The organism is Allosphingosinicella deserti, from assembly GCF_003012735.1.
GTDB classification, from domain to species: Bacteria; Pseudomonadota; Alphaproteobacteria; order Sphingomonadales; family Sphingomonadaceae; genus Allosphingosinicella; species Allosphingosinicella deserti.
This window is the reverse complement of sequence record NZ_PXYI01000003.1, coordinates 659796-679557: the sequence shown is the minus strand read 5'-3', so window position 1 is coordinate 679557 and position 19762 is coordinate 659796. Positions and strand designations below refer to the sequence as shown.

The 19762-nt window shown below is 65.3% G+C and carries 12 protein-coding genes; 9 read left to right on the top strand and 3 right to left on the bottom strand.

What is annotated here, in order from left to right; translation table 11 throughout:
• The first annotated feature begins 69 nt into the window (after window positions 1-69).
• Both C7I55_RS11455 and C7I55_RS11450 read left to right on the top strand, forming a co-directional pair.
• Window positions 70-705 carry a GNAT family N-acetyltransferase gene (locus C7I55_RS11455; RefSeq protein ID WP_106513030.1) on the top strand — a complete coding sequence of 212 codons (636 nt, stop codon included), beginning with the start codon at window positions 70-72 and terminating at the stop codon, window positions 703-705.
• 175 nt (window positions 706-880) lie between these two features.
• Window positions 881-3739 carry a TonB-dependent receptor gene (locus C7I55_RS11450; RefSeq protein ID WP_158266388.1) on the top strand — a complete coding sequence of 953 codons (2859 nt, stop codon included), beginning with the start codon at window positions 881-883 and terminating at the stop codon, window positions 3737-3739.
• 82 nt (window positions 3740-3821) lie between these two features.
• Here the strand turns inward: C7I55_RS11450 and C7I55_RS11445 are convergent, their stop codons facing one another.
• Window positions 3822-4886, bottom strand: a complete 1065-nt coding sequence (locus tag C7I55_RS11445) for a glycoside hydrolase family 43 protein (RefSeq protein ID WP_106513028.1) — start codon at window positions 4884-4886, stop codon at window positions 3822-3824.
• Window positions 4887-5011: 125 nt separating this feature from the next.
• Here C7I55_RS11445 and C7I55_RS11440 point away from each other — a divergent pair, with 125 nt between their 5' ends.
• Both C7I55_RS11440 and C7I55_RS11435 read left to right on the top strand, forming a co-directional pair.
• Window positions 5012-6154, top strand: coding sequence for an aldose epimerase family protein (locus C7I55_RS11440; protein ID WP_408640599.1), 1143 nt, complete (start codon window positions 5012-5014; stop codon window positions 6152-6154).
• A 33-nt stretch (window positions 6155-6187) separates the two neighbouring features.
• Entirely contained in the window at window positions 6188-7393 is a 1206-nt protein-coding gene (locus tag C7I55_RS11435) for a glycoside hydrolase 5 family protein (RefSeq protein WP_233222161.1), read from the top strand.
• A gap of 44 nt (window positions 7394-7437) precedes the next feature.
• On the opposite strand, the gene C7I55_RS11430 is transcribed toward C7I55_RS11435, so the two are convergent.
• Window positions 7438-8064: a DUF1287 domain-containing protein gene (locus tag C7I55_RS11430; RefSeq protein ID WP_106513027.1), complete on the bottom strand. Its 627-nt coding sequence runs from the start codon at window positions 8062-8064 to the stop codon at window positions 7438-7440.
• Window positions 8065-8343: 279 nt separating this feature from the next.
• Between C7I55_RS11430 and C7I55_RS11425 the strand changes: the two genes are divergently transcribed.
• From C7I55_RS11425 to galA, 5 genes are all read left to right on the top strand, one after another.
• Entirely contained in the window at window positions 8344-11421 is a 3078-nt protein-coding gene (locus C7I55_RS11425) for a TonB-dependent receptor (protein ID WP_106513026.1), read from the top strand.
• A 106-nt stretch (window positions 11422-11527) separates the two neighbouring features.
• On the top strand, window positions 11528-13075 hold the full coding sequence (locus C7I55_RS11420; RefSeq protein ID WP_106513025.1) for a tryptophan halogenase family protein: 1548 nt from the start codon (window positions 11528-11530) through the stop codon (window positions 13073-13075).
• A gap of 8 nt (window positions 13076-13083) precedes the next feature.
• Entirely contained in the window at window positions 13084-14607 is a 1524-nt protein-coding gene (locus tag C7I55_RS11415; RefSeq protein WP_269845204.1) for a tryptophan halogenase family protein, read from the top strand.
• A gap of 59 nt (window positions 14608-14666) precedes the next feature.
• A complete protein-coding gene (locus tag C7I55_RS11410; RefSeq protein ID WP_106513227.1) occupies window positions 14667-15902 on the top strand; it encodes a glycoside hydrolase family 27 protein in 1236 nt (411 codons plus the stop codon).
• Window positions 15899-18802, top strand: a complete 2904-nt coding sequence (galA, locus tag C7I55_RS11405; RefSeq protein WP_199192788.1) for a beta-galactosidase GalA — start codon at window positions 15899-15901, stop codon at window positions 18800-18802. The genes C7I55_RS11410 and galA overlap by 4 nt, the downstream gene beginning before the upstream one ends.
• Here the strand turns inward: galA and C7I55_RS11400 are convergent.
• Window positions 18799-19701: a DUF4336 domain-containing protein gene (locus C7I55_RS11400; RefSeq protein ID WP_158266387.1), complete on the bottom strand. Its 903-nt coding sequence runs from the start codon at window positions 19699-19701 to the stop codon at window positions 18799-18801. The two genes, galA and C7I55_RS11400, sit on opposite strands and share 4 nt — an antisense overlap.
• Window positions 19702-19762 lie beyond the last annotated feature (61 nt).

Genomic DNA, 19762 nt, shown 5'->3' with positions numbered 1-19762 from the left:
GTGCGGCGGCAAGCGCGCGACACCGCGTGGCTCTTGCGCAGAGTCGGGCGAGTGCCGATGGAGGCCCGCATGGACGCAATCCTCGAAGCTCCCTCCTTCGTCGAAATTCGCGACCCCGGGGACTCCCGGTTCGACGCGATGATCGCGCTCTACGAAGCCGCCATCCCCGAACGGGAGCGCAAGAGCATTGCGGCGGTGCGCGCGATGATCGCATCCCCCAAGCATCGTGTCGTGATCGCCTGCCGCGGCGGGAGCGTCGAGGGCTTCTTTCTGCTTTATGTCGGCGCGCGGATCGCCCTGCTCGAATATCTCGCGACCGAAGCCCGCCTTCGCGGGCGCGGACTTGGCGCACATCTCTATGCGCAAGCGCGGCGCGCCGCCGGCGACCGGCCGCTGATCGTCGAGGTTGAGTCCGATCGCGAAGACTGTGCTGACCGGCCGCTGCGGGCGCGCCGCATCTTGTTCTACCGGCGGCTGGGATGCCGACGGGTGGCCGACCTGGATTTCATCCTGCCGCTGCCCGGGTCCGGAGCCCCGCCCCGCCTCGACCTGCTCGTCGACCAGGTTCCGGACGATCACGTCGAGCGCGCGCAGTTCGAGACGTGGCTGCGCGAGATGTACGATGGCGTTTACGGCTGCCAAGCGGACGATCCGCGTCTGCGTAAGATGATCTCAGGCCTCCGAGATCCGGTGCGGCTCACCTGATCCGCAGGCTTCGTCAACGTCTCTTAGGCTAATCTCGAGTGCGGCATCCCTGCCACACTCACCATAAATCTGATAAATGTATTGTCCGGCATGGAACCAAGGTGCAGTTTCCTGCGATGGCGTAACGGTCCCGGTAGATGGACTGAAAAAAAGAACAGCCTGGGGAGGCCTGAAGATGCGCTTGAAGACATGCGCCCTTTGCTCGACGTCGCTCGCAATCCTGACCTTGGCCGCCGCGCCGTCCTTCGCGCAGGGCCAAAGCGCGACGCCGCCCGATCCGGCGGTGCAGGCACAGGAGAGCCCCGCTGATGCGGAAGCGGGATCGGTCCAGACCGACGGCGCCGTCGAGACGGGAGGACAAGACGCGGAACAGGGCATCGTCGTGACGGGTCTGCGCCGCAGCCTGCAGTCGGCGCAGAATCTCAAGCGGAATTCGGAACAGCAGATCGATGCGATCGTGGCCGAGGATATCGGCAAGCTCCCGGACATCGCCGTGTCGGACACCGCCGCGCGCATTCCCGGTATCCAGGTGGAACGGTCCGGCGGCGAAGCCACCCGGGTGCTCGTCCGGGGCCTCGACCGCGATTATTACACCACGACTTATAATGGCCGCGAGATCTTCACCGCGGAGACTCGCTCGGTTGCGCTCCAGGACTTCCCGGCCGGCGCGATCGCCGCGGTGGAAGCGTTCAAGACGTCCTCGGCCAATCTCGTCGAGCCGGGACTTGCCGGGCTGATCAACGTCCGCTCTCGGCGTCCGTTCGACTTCAAGGGCCTGGAAATCGCCGGCTCCGTGTGGGGCGTCTATCCTAATCAGTCGCGGGATTTCAGCCCAAACGCCAATCTGTTGATCGCCAACCGCTGGGATACCGGAATTGGTGAGATCGGCGCCCTGATCAACCTTTCCTATACCCAGCTTCATTATCAGGATTCGATCCGGCGCCACGGCTTCTTCATCGCCAATCTCGCCGGCGGACGCGCGCCCGATTGGCCGGAGATCCGCTACAACGAAGCGACCCGCCGGCGGCCGTCGATTAATGGCGCGCTTCAGTGGCGGCCCTCGCCGGGGCTCGAATTTTACGCTGAAGGACTTTGGCAGGGCTATCGCGAAGAGGCCGAAGACCGGATGTGGGCGCAGCCTTTGTGGGGAGGCACCCACAGCAATGTCGTGTTCCGCGACGGCACCAATGCGGTCGAAAGCGGCACCGTCGTCAACCCGGGCGCGCCGGGCGAGACCTGGGGTTTCCAGGGCGGCACCTATCGCAAGACCGACACCTACCAGTTCGCGGTCGGCGGCAGCTACGATGCCGGACCGCTGCGCATCAGCGGCGATCTCGCGCGCACCGACAGCACATTTAATCTTGAGACCGAGAGCGTCGACTACGAAATCAACACCAACAATTACACGGTCGATTACGTCATCGGTTCTCCCGGCGGTCCGGGGCCGACCCTGCAGGTCAGCGGCATTGATCCCGCCAATCCGGCGATCTACAATTATCGCGGCTTCTATGAGGATTACCTCACCGCCAAGGGCAAGGACTGGCAGGCCCGTCTCGACTTCGAATATGAGCCTGGCTTCGAATTCCTTCCCAAGATCGAATGGGGCGTGCGCTACGTCGATCGCAACGCCACGTCTGAGCGCGGTGACCGTTACTGGAACTTTACCGCGCGTGCATGCTGCGGTGGTCACGCACCGATACCGCTCTCGGCCGTACCGCTGGATTACCGGCTGTTCCAGTCTGCTTTCCGGGGGGATAACGACAAGCCATTCCCCCGCACATGGCTCGCGCCGACTTATAACAGCATCCGCAAAAATCTGGTCGAACTGCGCCAGTTCAACATCAGCCAGGGCACTGCGTCCAGGTCAAATACCGTGGACGATCCCGAACGCGATCCAACACGCGGCTTTGACATCAACGAGAAATCCTATGCGGCCTATGCGCAACTCGGGTTCCGCTTCGACGTGGGCTTCCCGGTCGACGGCAACCTCGGGGTCCGTGCGGTCAAGACCAAGGAGCGCATCCGGGGAACGGTGACCGCTCCGGGCACAGCGCCCACGCCTGTCGAGTTCGACAACAATTACACCGACTGGCTGCCGAACATCAGCTTCCGCGCGCAGTTCACGCCCGAGTTCCAGCTTCGGTTCGCCGCCACGCAGACGCGCACGCGGCCGACGTTCGAGCAATTGAACCCGGCCTTGAACCTCGCCTCGCCCACCCCCTGCTCGCCGGGGGCATCGGATTGCGTCCGGCGGGGCACCGGCGGCAATCCTTTCCTGAAGCCGCTCACCTCCAACAATTATGATGCCAGCCTAGAATATTATTTCGCCCGCGCCGGCTTCGCCTCGCTTGCCGTGTTCCGGCGTGACATGCGTGGCTTCATCACCGACACGACGTTCGAATATCCCGATCCGGATCCGGTAACCGGCCAGCCTTTGCTGATCACGGGCCCGGTAAACACCCGCAAGGCTCGGATCGACGGCTTCGAGGCGCAGGTCAGCACCTTCTTCGACTTCGATTTCGTTCCGCAATGGGCGCATGGCTTCGGCGCGCAGGCAAATGTCACCTATATCGATGCCAAGGCCGATTTCACCCTCTTCCAGGATGCGCCGACGGCTGCGAACCCGACCAACGAGGTCACGCAGCGCCTGCGCATCCCCGACGTTTCCAAATGGACCTACAATCTCGTCGGAATGTACGAAGGCGGCGGCTTCTCGGCGCGGCTCTCCTACAATCTGCGCAGCCGGTATCCCGAGGGTGATCTTGATCAGCGAGACAATAACAGCGGCGATCCGTACACGCTCCAGGGCAGCGTGCGGCCGACCTCACGCCTCGACTGGTCGAGCAGCTACGCCTTCAACGACAATCTCACCGTCTTCCTCGACTGGACGAACATCCTCAGGAACCCGTTCAGGTCTGACATCGTCCGGGTCAATTACCGCGCCGGCGTGATGAACGGCGAAAACGAAGTCTTCCCCCTCGTGTACCGCTTCGAAGAGTCGGTCGTATCCGGAGGCGTGCGCTTCCGCTTCTGACCGATTTCGCCAAGCGCTTCTTGGAGGTCCGCGCCTTGGCGCCGGCCTCCATCAGGGAGGCCGAAGTGACCGGACGTCGTGCTTATCCCGCAGAGCCCGGCTTCAGGCTCCCGCCGATCAACGGCTTGCCGGCCTTCCAGCCGAGCGGGGCGATATACATCTGCCGCTTGTCGTCGAGCTTTCGGCAGCCGGGCGTCGCCGCCCAGGCGTGGAAGGCGGTGAACATGCGACCGGCAGCCTCGAACACGGCCTGATGGCCAGGACCGCTCAGACACCCCGCGTCACGACTGTTGAAGCTGTACAGCAGAGGATTGTCGGCCGCGTCGCGGCAGGGCCCGAGCGGCCCGTCGCAGCCGGCATAGCCGATCGCGTAGGACGACAGGCGCTGTCGCTCGTTCCAGCCGAAATCGCTCGCGGAAAACAGCATTGTGTAACCGTCGGCACGGCGCACCATGGTCGGTGCTTCGACCACGCGTCCCTCCCACGCGGCGTCGTTCCTGAGCAGCGGTACCGCGTCGCCTTCCAGTCGCAGCCCGTCCGGTGCGAGCTTTTGCCCCCAGATCACGGAGGGCTTGTCGGCGGCGGGATTGTTGCCGTCATTCTTGAAGTAGAGATAGAGAGCACCGTCCGCGTCGCGGAACGGGCTTGCGTCGATCGTCCCGCCGAGCGCGAACTGGCAGACCAAAGGATCCGAAGCCGACGAGACGAACGGACCGAGCGGATCGGCGGCCGCCGCGGCGCCGACGCATTGCAGGCCGCTCTTGCGATGCCGCGCGGTGAAATAGAGGACGTAGCCGGCATCGGTCTTGGCCACTTCGGGCGCCCAGGTGGCGCCCTCCTTCGCCCAGGCAGGCAGCGCAGGGAGCGCGTCGCGCGGTCGCGACGGCTTCGCCGGGTTGGGCGCGAGCGTCCAGTTGCGCAGATCGGGGGAGAGTGCGACCTGGACGTTGATCCCCGCCTCTGCGTCATTGGTCGCGTAGGCGACGAACTGGCCGGACTCGGCGAGGATGAACGGGTCGGCGAAATCGCGAGTGAAGACCGGTGCGAACAGAGGCGTACCAGGGGCCGCGGCCATTCCTGAACCGAGGGCGGCGAGGCCGATCGCGCCCGCGGCGGCGAGCAGGCGCAGCCGAAAAGGACGCGTCATCAAATTCTCCTGCGCGGCGCCGGAACCGGAGCCCCGGACCAGCGCTTCTGATGGTTGACCCGTGCAATATATCATACGTATTCACGCAACGAAAAGCCGGACTACCGGACAGGGGAGAGGAAGACATGCACAAGATGCTGCTGGCAACAGGATTGCTTGGAGCTTCCGTCGGCATGGCGGCGGCAGCTGACGCGGCGAACGTCGCGCGGGCGCCGTTCGGTCAGATGCCGGACGGGGCTGCGGTGGAGGCGATCACGCTGACCAACGGGTCCGGCATGCAGGCGCGGATCATCACCTACGGCGCGGCGCTGCAGTCGCTGCTGGTGCCGGATCGGCACGAGGAACTGGCCGACGTGACGCTCGGCTATCCGACGATGGAAGGCTATCTCGCCAAGGGCGAATTCTTCGGCGCCACTGTCGGCCGGGTCGCCAACCGCATCGCGGGCGGCAAGTTCACGCTCGACGGCAAGAGCTACCAGACGCCGCTCAACGACGGGCCCAACGCGCTCCATGGCGGCACCAAGGGCTTCGACAAGGTCAATTGGAAGGTCGTCGAGGTCAAGGACGGCGCCGCCGCCAGCGTCACCCTGCGCTATGTCAGCCCGCACATGGACCAGGGCTATCCCGGCACGCTCACCGTCACCGCCACCTACACGCTCGACGAGAACAACATGCTCGGAGTCGACTATCGCGCGACCACCGATCGCCCGACCGTGGTCAACCTCTCCAACCACGCTTACTGGAACCTTGCCGGCGAAGGTGCGCCGGAAGGCGCAATGGGCCATTTGCTCACCATCCCCGCCGACCATTTCACGCCGGTCAACGCCACCCTCATCCCGACCGGCGAGGTCCGCCCGGTGGCAGGCACGATCTTCGACTTCCGCCGGCCCAAGCCGATCGGCGAACGGGTCCGCACCAACGAGGAGCAGATCCTGTTCGGCAAGGGCTATGATCACAATTGGGTGGTCGCCCGCGACCTTTCCCGCGAACCGCGCCTGCTCGCCCGGGTCGAGGAGCCGAATTCCGGCCGGGTCATGCACGTCTATTCGAACCAGCCCGGCATCCAATTCTATTCGGGCAATTTCCTCGACGGCACCATCGTCGGCAAATCCGGCCGCCTCTACCGCCAGGGCGATGCGATCGTGCTTGAGCCGCAGATGTTCCCCGACGCGCCCAACCAGCCCGCCTTCGGATCGGTGCGCCTGAACCCAGGCCAGACCTACCGCAACTCCATCCAGTTCCGCTTCTCGACCGTCGGCGGGCGCTGAGCGCCGCCCTTCCCGCTGCAAGGAATTCTCCCGATGACGCTTCGTCTTCCGATCCTTCTCGCGGCCAGCCTGCTTGCCGCCTCCCTCCCCGCCTTCGCCCAGACCGCTGCACCGGCTCGGACCGCGCCGAGTGCGCTTTATGTGAGCGCCGCCGATGCGGTGCGCGGCAATCCGGCACGCTGGAGCCAGGACGAGGCGCGGCGCTGGTATGCCGACCAGCCGTGGATTACCGGCGCCAATTACACCAATGCGAGTTCGATCAACCAGCTCGACATGTGGCAGGCCGCGACCTGGAACCCCGCCGAGATCGACAAGGAGCTCGGCTGGGCCAGGCAGTTCGGCATGAACAGCATGCGCGTCTACCTCCACGATCTCGCCTACGAGCAGGATCCGGAAGGCTTGAAGCGCCGGATCGGCGAATTCCTGACCATCGCCGATCGGCATGGCATCCGTCCCATCTTCGTGCTGTTCGACAGCTGCTGGGATCCGGATCCGGTGATCGGCCCGCAGCACAAGCCGATCCCGGGGGTTCACAATTCCGGCTGGGTACAAAGCCCCGGTCGGCGCGACCTCATCGATCCCACCCAGGATGCCGGCTTCCGCCGCTATGTCGAGGACATCGTCGGCACCTTCGCCAGGGACAAGCGCGTGCTCGCCTGGGATGTCTGGAACGAGCCCGACAATCCCGGCGGCGGCATGTACAATGACGACCAGCTGGCGCAGGAAAATGCCCGCATCGAGCAATTGCTGCCGCAGGTCTTCGCCTGGGCGCGGGCGCAGAAGCCCGTCCAGCCATTGACCAGCGGCGTGTGGATCGGGCCGGACTGGTCGCCGGGCGCGCCGCAGCTGACGGCCATCCAGCGCATCCAGCTGGCGGAGTCGGACGTCGTCACCTTCCACAATTACGAATGGCCGGAGAGTTTCGAGGCGCGGATCGCCCAGCTTCGCCCTTATGGCCGCCCGCTCATCTGCACCGAGTGGATGGCGCGGAGCGCCGGCTCGACGGTCGACACGATCCTTCCGATCGCGCGGCGCGAAAATGTCGGCATGATCAACTGGGGCTTCGTCCAGGGCGAATCCCAGACCCATCTGCCGTGGGACAGCTGGGAGCGGCCCTACACGCTGCAGCAGCCGGTCGCCTGGTTCCACGACCTCCTGAAGCCTGACGGCACGCCCTACCGTCCGCGTGAAGCGGAGATCTTTCGCGAACAGCGCAAGTCGCGCGCCAGAGCGCGCTGACGAGGTAGCGCCGTTCCGGAGACACCGTGTCTCCGGAACGGCGATCAGACGGACCAGCGAAAGCGGCCGGTGATCGGCCACTGAAGCAGCGCATCCTCCTCGCGGGCGCCGGCGCCCACATTGTGGATGATCAGCGGGCCGCGCGCGCCGGCACGGTCGGAGACGATGCCGATATGGGGCGCGTTGCCGCCGACCCGCGAGGTGAAGATGTCGCCGGGCTGCCAGCCGGCACCCTCGGACGGCACCGGCAACGCGGCGTGCCTGCGCCGGAACCAGGTGGCGAGGTTTGGCACTCGGCGATGGTCGATGTTGCGGTCCGGCGCGGACAGGCCCCAGTTTCGCGGATAGGCGCCAAAGGCGGCCCGCATGTCGGCATTGACCAGAGCCTGGAGATCGGCGCCGAACGCGTCGCGATAGGCGCGGATCAACACGTCGGTGCAGACACCCCGCTCTCGCGGCACGTCTCCGTTCGGGAACGGAATCCGCGCATAACCGGAATCGTAGCGGATCGTCGTGCCGACCTGCCGACGCGCTGCGGCGATCAGCAACGCGGCCCTTGGGGAGGCCGGCAGGGCGCGTGGCGCGGCCAGCGCGGTATCGGCCCTGAAATCGCAACCGAAGAGGGTGAAGCCAGCACCGGCGCCCATCAGAAAAGTTCGTCTGTCGATCATCCGATCATCTTAGCAGCCAAGGAAGACGTTTCGAACATCTTCGTGCGGCTGCCCGGAGCGCGCCACCGCGGGCGAACCACCTGAACAGGTATCCCACACCGAGAACGGCTTCTACGACGTTCCGGCAGCGGATGTTTTTACCCGCGGCGGCCTCCCGGACGAGTTACCGCGGCGTCAGTGTAACCGGTTCCAAGTCGCGTGAATGACACCGTTGACATGCCGCTTATGTCTGACATATCGAATTAAATAAGATAATTATTTTAAGTACGGAGAGGTTTTGTGCACATTCGCAAGCTCCTGATGGGAGGCACGTCGGCCGCGGCTTTGGTCTCGCTGGGCGTCGCCGCGCCGGCGCTGGCGCAGCAAGGCCCCGCCCCCGTCGGACCCGCCGGGACGCCCGCGAACACGTCGGAAGCGGCCGCTGGCGATCCGCTTGTTGCCGGGCAAGCAGCCACCGACCAGAGCGCCGCGGATCAGACGGCTGCCGACCAGGCGGTGTCCGACGCGACGGACGAGATCGTCGTCACCGCCCGCCGCCAGGCGCTGCAGAACGCCACCGACCGCAAGCGCAATTCCGACACGATCATCGACTCGGTCGTCGCCGACGATGCCGGCAAGCTGCCGGACAATTCGATCACCGAAGTGCTGCAGCGCGTCCCCGGTGTCTCGATCGTCCGCTTCGCCTCGCTCGGCGATCCCGACCGCTTCTCGGTCGAAGGTTCCGGCATCCAGGTCCGCGGCCTCTCCAACGTCCTCGCCACGCTGAACGGCCGCGAGATATTCGGTGCGAACGGCGGCGGCGGCATCAGCTGGGGCGAGGTCACACCGGAGCTGATGGCCGCAGTCGACGTTTACAAGGCGAGCACCGCCGACAGGATCGAGGGCGGAATCGGCGGCGCGGTCGACCTGCGCACCAAGATGCCGTTCGACTTCAAGGAATTCACCGTTTCGGGCACCGCGCAGGGCGGCTACGGCGATGCGTCGGAGAGGGCCTCGTACGGCGGCTCGCTGCTGATCGCCAACAATTGGGACACGGGCATCGGCCGCATCGGCGTGCTGATCGACGTCGCGTTCAACAAACTGCGTTCGCAAAGCTCGTTCGTGCGTGCAGAGCCTTATTATCCCCGTTATATCGGCGGCCAGCTGCGCTACATCCCCGGCGGCTTCGACTTCGGCCAGGAGAATTTCGAGCGCCGCCGCAAGGGCTTCTACGGCGCCGTTCAGTGGGAGCCGGCCGACAATCTGCGCTTCTTCCACACCACCTTCATCAGCAATTATCGCAGCGATCGCACGGAGACCGGCGTGTTCGTGGTGCCGAGCAACACTGATGCGAGCCTGATCCCAACGCCGGGAAGCGATGCGCGGTACGACAGCAACGGCGTTCTGATCAGCGCCTCGACGCTGGTCCCGTCGGGACAGGCAAATTTCACCCAGGGATCGATCACCGGCTCAGCGACCGCATCCAACCAAGAGAACGAGACGCGCGATTTCAGCCAGGGATTCTCCTGGGACGCGACCCCCAACCTCCGCCTCAGCGGCGCGCTGCAATTCGTCGACTCCTATTCCAATTCCAACGCATTCAGCTCGTCGGTCGGTTCGACCGCATCGGCCTTCGCATTCGACGCTTCCGGAGGATTGCCGGACTTCACGGTGACGCCGGCGACCTCTTTTGAGGATCGCGCCCGTTACATCTGGCAGAGCTTCGCCTTCAATCCCGATCGCAACCGCGCCAAGGAAACCGCGGCCAATCTCGATCTCGCCTGGTCGGTCGGCGACGAGAGCCAGTTCCTGCGGCGGATCGAGGTCGGTGCGCGTTACGCCAACCGGCGCGAGCGCGACAATCAGATCGGCACCTATTGGGCGCCGCTCGGGCGCGACTGGAACGGCTCGCCGCAGCGCACGCTTGCCGACGGCACCGCGTCGGACGCCGAATTCGACGGCTTCAGCAACTTCTTCAAGGGCGACGTGACGGTTCCGACCGGCTTCTTCGTGCCCAGCCAGGCGATGCTGCAGAGCTTCGATCCGATCTACATCCAGACTGCTTACGGCTACACCATCGCCGACAATCCGAACGGACCGAATCCGATCGGGAAGCAGGATCGTGCGGGGCTGATCCAGACGCGCCTCCGCAACAAGGCTGCCTATATCCAGGCCCGGTTCGGCGGCGAAGGTCCGATCCGGTTCGACGGCAATGTCGGCCTCCGGGTCGTTGACATCGATATCGATGGCAGCGGCCGCAACGTCGTGACCTTTCCGGCCTTCTACTTCAGCCAAGCGGATGCCAACCAGGACCTGGCTGACGGAGTTCCCAACAACGCAGTGGCAGCGGGCGTAAGCGAGTCCACACGCTCGGCGAGCAATTCGTTCACGCGCTTCCTGCCGTCCTTCAACCTCAGCTTGCGACCGACCAGCGACATAGTCGTGCGCCTTGGTGTGACCAAGACCATGTCACTGCCAGACTTCTACTCGCTCCGCGCGACCCAGATTCTCACCGTCCAGACGTCGCCGAACGCGAACAACACTGGAACCACGAACTACACGCCGATCTTCAACGGTTTCACTGCCAGCGCCGGCAATCCGGCTTTGAAGCCGACCATGTCGCTAAACCTTGATCTGAGCGCCGAATATTATCAGGGGAACAGCTTCAACGCGCACGTTGCGCTATTCCGCAAGATCCTCACCGATCAGATCCTCTACGGTACCACGCTGCGCCCGTTCTCGCAGACGATCACGAGGCCGGACGGTACCACCTTCACCGCCAACAGCGTGGTCAGCGCGGAGGAGGTGTACAATGCCGACAAGAAATCGTTCGTCACCGGCGTCGAGATCGGCGGACGCAAATTCTTCGACATGCTGCCCGAGCCGTTCAACGGTCTCGGCATCGAGGCGAACTACACCTATATCGACAGCAAGTCGCCAAGCGCGCTCGCCCGCGACATCAACGGCGCGGAAATGACGGGCATTCCGATCGTCGGACTGTCCAAGCACAATTTGAACGCGCAGCTGCTGTACGAGCGCGAACCGCTGTCGATCCGCGTCGCTTACTCCTGGCGCAGCAAATATCTGCAGACGACCAACGGCAACGGCACCACGCCGACCTACACGGCGTTCGATGCGAACGGGGTCGGCACCTCGGTGCGCGCCTCGCTTCCCGTCTATGCCGACGCCTACGGGCAGCTCGACGCCGGAATCACCTTCTCGATCACCCCCAAGCTCCGGGTGTTCGTGCAGGGGACCAACCTAACCAACGCTGTCACCAAGACGCTGATGGCAGGATATCCGGGTAATTCGACCCAGGTGCGCAGCTGGTTCCTTTCGGATCGCCGGGTCGAGGGCGGCATCAACTTCAGCTTCTGATCGCAGCGGAATTCGGCGATGCTGCGGCGCTGACCAACGGGGAGCCTTCGCGGATGACGACACCACATCCGACCGGGCTCCCCTCCTTTTCCGGGGAAGGTACGGCGTGACCAGGGAGGTGATCGTCGTCGGCGGCGGAACCGCCGGGTGGATCGCCGCAGCCTATTTGGCGAAGCGGCTCAACGCAGGGTCGCCGGGCGGAATCAATCTTACCGTGATCGAATCGCCGGACATCCCGGTGATCGGAGTAGGCGAAGGCAGCTTCCCGAGCCTGCGCAAGACCCTGAACGTGATCGGCGTCGACGAGGCCGATCTCGTCCGCGAGGCGAATGCGACGTTCAAGCAGGGCATCCGCTTCAGCAACTGGCGGGCTCCGGACCCTTCAGGCAGTCAGCACCGATATTTCCACCCGTTCCAGGTCAGCGACGACCATGACGGGCTCGATCTCCTGCCTTATTGGCTGATGGGCGTGGCGGGCGATGCGCCCTGGGCCGCGGTCAACACCGTCCAGCAGGCGGCCGCCGATGCATGCCTGGCGCCGAAACTTCCCGCCCATCCACCCTTCGCCGGACCGCTGACCTACGCCTATCATTTCGACGCGGTTTTGCTCGGCCGGCTGCTGCGCAAGCGCGCGGTCGCGCTCGGCGCCAGGCACATTGCCGACACCGTCACGCGCGTCGAACTGGCGGAGGACGGCAGCATCGCCGCCTTGCACTGCCGCGACACGGGGCGGGTCCGCGCCGATCTCTACATAGATTGCACCGGCTTCCGCGCCCAGCTGATCGGCGACGCGCTCGGCATTCCGTTCCACTCGCGGCGGAACGAACTGTTCGTCGACCGTGCGGTGGCGCTGCAGGTTCCCCACGCCGAACCGGATGGCCCGATCGCGTCCCAGACCTTCGCGACCGCGCAGGATGCGGGCTGGATCTGGGACATCGGCCTCCACGAACGGCGCGGTGCCGGCTATGTCTATTCATCGTCGCACATCGACGATGAAACGGCGTTGCGGGCGCTGCGCGACTATGTCGGCCCGGCCGCCGATGCACTCGAGCCGCGGATCCTGCAGTTCGAAGCCGGCTACCGCCAGGTGCAGTGGCACAAGAATTGCGTCGCGATCGGATTGTCGAGCGGGTTCATCGAGCCGCTGGAGGCGACCGGCATCGGCTTCGCCGAGATCGCTGCGCTGATGGTGGTCAACCTCTTCCCTTGGGCCGGAGACTATGAGGTCAGCGCGCGCCAGTTCAACGCAATCATGGTCAAGCGCTACGATCACGTCCTTGATTTCATCAAGCTCCATTATTGCCTGAGCGATCGCACCGACAGCACCTTCTGGATCGAAAATCGCGACCCTGCGAGCTGGTCGCCGGCCTTGCGCGAGCGGCTGGAGAACTGGCGTCACCGCGCCCCGGACTTCATGGACGTCGATCTCAATCACGACATCTTTCTTGCCGCCAATTGGCAATATGTCCTCTACGGCATGGGCTTCGAGACCGATCTCAGCGCCCAGGCAGGGGCGTTCCGCTTCTACGACGACGCCCGCCGCACGTTCGCCGACATTCGCAGCCAGCAGGCCAATGCCCTGCAGCGCCTGCCGAGCCATCGCACCCTGGTGCAGCAGGTGGCGCGGCCCGGCTTCCACTTCCCTGTGCGGTGAGCGAGCCGGTGAGCGGCCCGATCGAGCGCGTCGTCATCGTCGGAGGCGGTACCGCCGGCTGGATGAGCGCGGCGGCGATCGCGCGTCTGCTCGGGCGCACCGTCGCGGTGACTTTGGTCGAATCCGATGCGATCGGCACCGTCGGTGTCGGCGAGGCGACGATCCCGACGATCCGTGATTTCAACCGCCTGCTCGGCATCGACGAGGAGGCGTTCGTCGGCAAGACGCAAGGCAGCTTCAAGCTCGGCATCGAATTCGTCGACTGGCTGCGACCGGGCCATCGCTACATTCATCCTTTCGGCACGCTTGGCCGCGACACCCAGACGATCCGCTTCTCCCAATTGTGGCTGAAGCTGGTGCAGGAAAAGGCGGACGCGGCCGAGGACGCGCTCGGCGCCTACAGCGCATCGGCGATCGCCGCGCGGCTCGGGCGGTTCGGCCGCCCCGAGGCGAATCCGAACCATCCGCTGTCGACCCTGTCCTACGCTTTCCACTTCGACGCCGGGCTTTACGCCCGGTACCTGCGCACCTGGAGCGAGGCGCGCGGAGTCGGGCGCGTCGAAGGAAGGATCGTCGCGGTCGACCGCGGCGGCGAGAGCGGATTCGTGCGCGGCGTGCGACTGGAGGACGGCAGCACGATCTCCGGCGACCTCTTCCTCGATTGCAGCGGCTTTCGGTCGCTGCTGCTCGGCGAGACGATGGGCGAGCCGTTCGTCGACTGGTCGCACTGGCTGCCCTGCGACCGGGCCATCGCCCTGCCCTGCGCGTCCGCCGGCGATCTGCTGCCCTACACGCGCTCGACGGCGGACGCCGCCGGCTGGCGCTGGCGGATCCCGCTCCAGCACCGCACCGGCAACGGCTATGTCTACAGCAGCGCTCATCTCGGCGACGACGAGGCCCATCGCCGCCTGTTCGATACGCTGGACGGCGCACCCCAGGGCGAGCCGCGCCAGCTGCGCTTCCGCGCCGGGCATCGCCGCAATCTATGGTCCGGGAACGTCATCGGCATTGGCCTGGCCGGCGGTTTCCTCGAGCCGCTCGAATCGACCAGCATCCACCTCATTCAGACCGCGATTTCGCGGCTGATGCTGCTCTTCCCCGACAAGAGCTGCGCCGGACCGGAGCGGGTAGAATTCAACCGTCAGAGCGTCCTCGAATATGCGCAGATCCGCGACTTCTTGATCCTTCACTACAAGGCCACCGAGCGCCGCGACACCGAGTTCTGGCAGCAGTGCGCCGCAATGACCCTGCCCGACAGCCTGCGGCACAAGATCGACTTGTTCCGATCAAAAGGCCGCCTGTTCCGTTTTCAGGAAGAGCTCTTCTCGGAAGACAGCTGGCTCGCGGTGCTGATCGGACAGGGGATCATGCCTGCCGGTCACGATGCCGTCGCCGACACGCTCTCCGCCGCCGAGCTTCGCGCGCAGATGACCGGCCTTCGTCAAGCGCTCCACCGCGCTGTCGAGGCGTTGCCGCGGCACGCGGATTTCATCGCGCGCTGCTGCGCCGCGCCGCGATCGGCGGTTTCGTGATCGTCGCTTCCCAGCATGCGCCCGTCGGCCCGACCCGCTTTTTCCTCGAGGAGTATCGTATGCCGTCCAAGATCCTGCTTCATGCGCTTGCCGCCGCCGCCTGTCTGCTGCCGGCGCTGACGCCGCTTCGTGCGCAGGAAGTGCTCGATACCGATCCCAACACGCTGGCGCCGTCCAAGGACCCGAAGCGCAAGCCCAACGGCCTCGCGCAGACACCGCCGATGGGCTGGAACAGCTGGAACAAGTTCGCCTGCAACGTCAACGAGAAGGTGATCCGCGACACCGCCGACGCGATCGCTTCCAACGGCATGAAGGATGCCGGCTACGAATATGTCGTGATCGACGATTGCTGGCATGGCGCGCGCAACGCCGACGGCTTCATCACCGAGGATCGCACGCGTTTCCCCTCCGGAATCAAGGCGCTCGCCGATTACGTCCATTCCAAAGGGCTGAAGTTCGGCATCTATTCCGACGCCGGCACCAAGACCTGCGGCGGCCGCCCGGGCAGCCAGGGCCACGAATATCAGGACGCCCTCCAATATGCGCGCTGGGGCGTCGACTATCTCAAATATGACTGGTGCTCGACCGGTGTACGCAATGCCGAGGAAGCCTATGCCCTGATGGCCGATGCGCTGAAGGCAAGCGGGCGGCCGATCCTGTTCTCGCTGTGCGAATGGGGCAATTCGAAGCCCTGGCTGTGGGCCTCCAACATCGGCAACATGTGGCGCACCACCGGCGACATCACCGACAAGTGGCAGGGCAAGTACAATTATTCCTGGGGCGTGGCGTCGATCGTCGACATGAACGAGCCGCTCTGGCCCTATGCAGGCCCGGGCCACTGGAACGATCCCGACATGCTCGAGGTCGGCAATGGCGGTCTCAGCGACGTCGAGTATCGCGCCCATTTCTCCTTGTGGGCGATGATGGCAGCGCCGCTGATCGCCGGCAACGACGTCGCCAACATGAATGAAGCCACGCGCGACATCCTGCTCAACAAGGAGGTGATCGCCGTCGATCAGGACCGGCTCGGCAAGCAGGGCCACCGCGTCGCCCGCAATGGCGACCAGGAGATCTGGTCGAAGCCGATGGCGGACGGCGGTCGCGCCCTGCTCTTCTGGAATCGCGGCGAAGCGCCAGCGCGGATCGAAGCAAAGTGGGAGCAGCTCGGCCTCCCCGGCAGGCTCGCGCTGCGCGTCCGCGATCTTTGGGCGCACAAGGATCTCGGTCGGAAGAAGACCGGCTTCGCCGCCGATGTCGCGCCGCACGGCGTCGTCATGGTCCGGCTGCAGCCATGATCGTCCGCTGGTCACCGCTGCTGGCGTTGCTCGTCGCGCTCGGCTCCACCTCCGCCCTCGCGGGAGCCGCGACTCCAGCGGCCTGCGGCACGCGCGAAGCACAGCCCTCCCAGGTTCGTGAACGGACCAACATCGATTCCGGCTGGCGCTTCGCGCTTGGGCACGCCCACGATCCCGCCAGGGACTTCGGATACGGGACGGCGCCGTTCTTCTTCGCAAAGGCAGGCTACGGAGATGGCCCGGCAAGCCCCAAGTTCGACGACCGGGCGTGGCGCCTGCTCGATCTCCCGCATGATTGGGGCGTCGAGGTGCCGTTCGATCCGAAAGCCGAAGCCAATCACGGCTCTCGGGCGATCGGACCGGGTTTCCCGGAACACAATATCGGCTGGTATCGAAAGTCGCTCGTCATCCCGGAGAGCGATCGCGGACGGCGCATCGGCGTCGAGTTCGATGGCGTCTTTCGCGACTCCGTGGTGTGGTTCAACGGCCACTATATCGGCCGGCAGCCGAGCGGTTACGGCAGCTTCCGACACGATCTTACCGACTACGTGAATTACGGCGGACCAAATTTCCTGGTGGTCCGGGTGGATACGTCGACGTTCGAAGGCTGGTTTTACGAAGGCGCCGGTATTTACCGGCACGTCTGGCTGAACAAGACCGATCCGTTGCACGTCGCCCCATCGGGAACGTTCGTGACATCGACGGTGAACGGCACGGATGCGAGCGTGACCGCCCGCGCGACGATCGCGAACGAGGACGAGCGCGACCATGTCTTCACGGTGGAACAGGTAATCCTGTCGCCAGCCGGAAAGCCGCTCGCGAGGATCAGCCTGCCGCCGCAGACGGTGGCGAAAGGCGAGAAGGTCGAGACGAGCGCCGATCTCGCCGTGCCGAACGCTGCGCTGTGGTCGCTCGAGACACCGGTTCTGCACCAGCTGGTGACCACCGTACGAGATGAAGAGCGGATCCGGGACCGCTACGTCACGAGTTTCGGCGTTCGGACCATTCGCTGGGATCCCCAAAGCGGCTTCTGGCTCAACGGGCGCAACATCAGGCTGCAGGGCACCAACAACCACCAGGATCATGCCGGCATCGGCGTGGCGCTGCCCGATGAGATGCAGGTCTATCGGCTGGAGCGGCTGAAGGCGATGGGAGCGAACGCTTATCGCGCTTCGCACCACCCGCCGACGCCCGAGATGCTGGACGCCGCCGACCGCCTGGGAATGCTGGTGATCGACGAGAACCGGATGATGGGCACCGCGCCCGAGCTTCGCGATCAGCTCGATCGCATGGTGCTGCGCGACCGCAATCATCCTTCGGTCATCCTGTGGTCCGTCGGCAATGAGGAATGGGCGATCGAAGGCAATGCGCTCGGCGCCCGCCTCAACCGCCTGATGCAGGCTCGGGTCACCGAGCTCGATCCGACGCGCCCTGTTTCCGCCGCCACGTCCGGTGGCGATCAGGTCGGGATTTCCAGCACAACGCAGGTTGCCGGCTTCAACTACCGTGCCCAGCACGATGCCGATGCCTATCACAAGGCTTTTCCGAACGTACCGATCGTGATGACCGAGGAAGGCGCAACCACCACGACACGCGGCATCTATTTCGACGATCGCGAAAACGTGCATCTGAGCGCCTTCGATCGCCCGCCGCGCCCGACCGGATCGAGCAGCATCGAACAGGGGTGGCGTGCGGTCGTCGAGCGGCCGTGGATGGCCGGGATGTTCGTCTGGACGGGGTTCGATTATCGCGGCGAGACCACGCCGTTCGGATGGCCGGCGATCAGCTCGCAATTCGGAATGCTGGACACGACCGGCCTGTTCAAGGACAGCGCTTATTATCTGAAGAGCGTGTGGTCGGCGGAACCACTGGCGCATATCGCCGGCCACTGGACCTGGCCGGGACGCGAAGGTCGGGCCATTCCGATCTGGGTCTACGCCAATGCCGAGGAAGTCGAGCTGACCCTCGACGGACGCAGCCTTGGCCGGCACGTGCTCGATCCGGCCGGACACGCCGAATGGCAGGTCTCCTATGCGCCCGGTGTCCTGGCCGCGACAGCGTTTCGGGCAGGCAAGCCGATCGCCACCGACCGCGTTGAAACCACCGGCGCGCAGAAGAGCCTTGCGCTTTCCGTTGAGCGGCCGTCAGACTTGGACGGGGACGGCGACATCGCCGTTGTCGCTGTTTCGGCGCGAGACGCAAACGGGCGCTCGGTGCCCATTGCCGATAACGATGTCGCATTCACCGTCACCGGCGCGGCCGAGATCATCGGGGTCGGCAATGGCGATCCCGGCAGCCACGAGCCGGACCGCTTCGGGGATCGATACGCCATCGCCGGTTTCTCAGATTGGGAGCTTGCGGACGTGCCGGCCGGGAGCATGGTGCTTCCAGCCACTGCGGCGCTGGCGTGGCGGGATCCGTTCCGCTGGTACCCGCCGGGGAGCGGTCCAAAGACGCCGGACGCCTTCGTCTTGCGGGGCCGCCTTCAAGGGAGCGCGGGTGGGTCGCAGGAACGCCGCACGCTGTTTCTTCCGAGCCTCGCCGAGGGACAGCGCATATTCGTCGGCGGGCGCGAGCTCACTGCGCTGGCGAAACCCAGCGGCCGGGGCCTTTCGGTCGTGCTCGATGAGGCAGCGCGTGCCGAAGAGGTCATCCTGCTTCTCCCCTCGTCCGGCGCTGCAGCCCTCGCCCGGCTGCAGGATATCGGGCTGAACGGCCGCAACGTCGCCTCACTGCAATCCGTGACGCCCGCCGAAACATGGCACAGGCGCCTGTTCAGCGGTCATGCGCAGGTGATCGTCAGGCTGGGCGGCGACCGGCACGCAAGGCTTACGGCGACCGCTGCCGGTCTCGAGAGCGCGAGCGTGGCCCTGCGCCGCCCGAGCAAGGAGCCCCGCTAGAGGAGCCAGGCAAAGGCGCGGTTCAGACGCTCGGCCCCGCGATCGGCGAACCAGCGGCCGTGCGCGAAGAGCACGCGCGCCGGTTGCAGCGCGAGCATCCGGGTTACGGCCTGCCGCGCCTGCTGCCTGTCGAGCAGCAGGAGGCTGCGGACGTGAAAGGCGGTGCTGTCGCGCGTCGCGCCGCTCAGACGCATGGCGAACCGGGTCAGCGGCGGCAAGCGCGCCGGCTCGACGCTTTCGATCAGATCGACCAGAATGAGCGTGCGCGAGGCCTTGTGGAAGAAATAGGTTTCGCGGAAACCGCCGGCGCCGGAAACGATTCCCTGGTCGATTTCGTCGCGCCACGCGGGCGGGGCCTCATCGCCAAGCTCCCGATCGATCGTGACGGCGGACACACGCACTTGCCGCCTGTCACGAAGCCCCGGGGCACCCCAGGTGGTCGTTGCCGGATAGGCTTGCTGCCACTCGGACAGGAAGGTCCAATGGGCGATGTTCGGCGCGATCAGGTGACGAACCGTCCCGAGCGCATCGATTTGGCGGCCCAGATCGGGCGTGAACCGCGTTGGGGAATGGATCAGGAGGTCTCCACCCTGCAGCCGGACGATCGTCATCCGGATCGGCAGCGTCAGCCCGGCAATGTGCATCGGTCCGCTGTCGACGATCCAGAGATCGGCAGCGAGCGGCTTGGGAACATCGAGCGGAGGATAGGTCGCCTCCTCTGCCTTCCCGGCTCCGCCGCCCACACCGTCCGCCGCGCGAAGGCCGAGGAGTATCCCTGCGGCAAGACCGAGACCTGCCCCGATCAGAATCGGAGTCGCGCCGGGCGCGCCCGGCCGGTCCGTCCCCGGGCGACCTCGATCGTCTCCCGCGTCTGCCGCCTTGCCCGTGTCGAGGCTCATCTGGTGCATCTCCTTCGGCTCGGCCGGAGAGCGCAGGGTCGGAACCGAAGTTCCCTTCGCT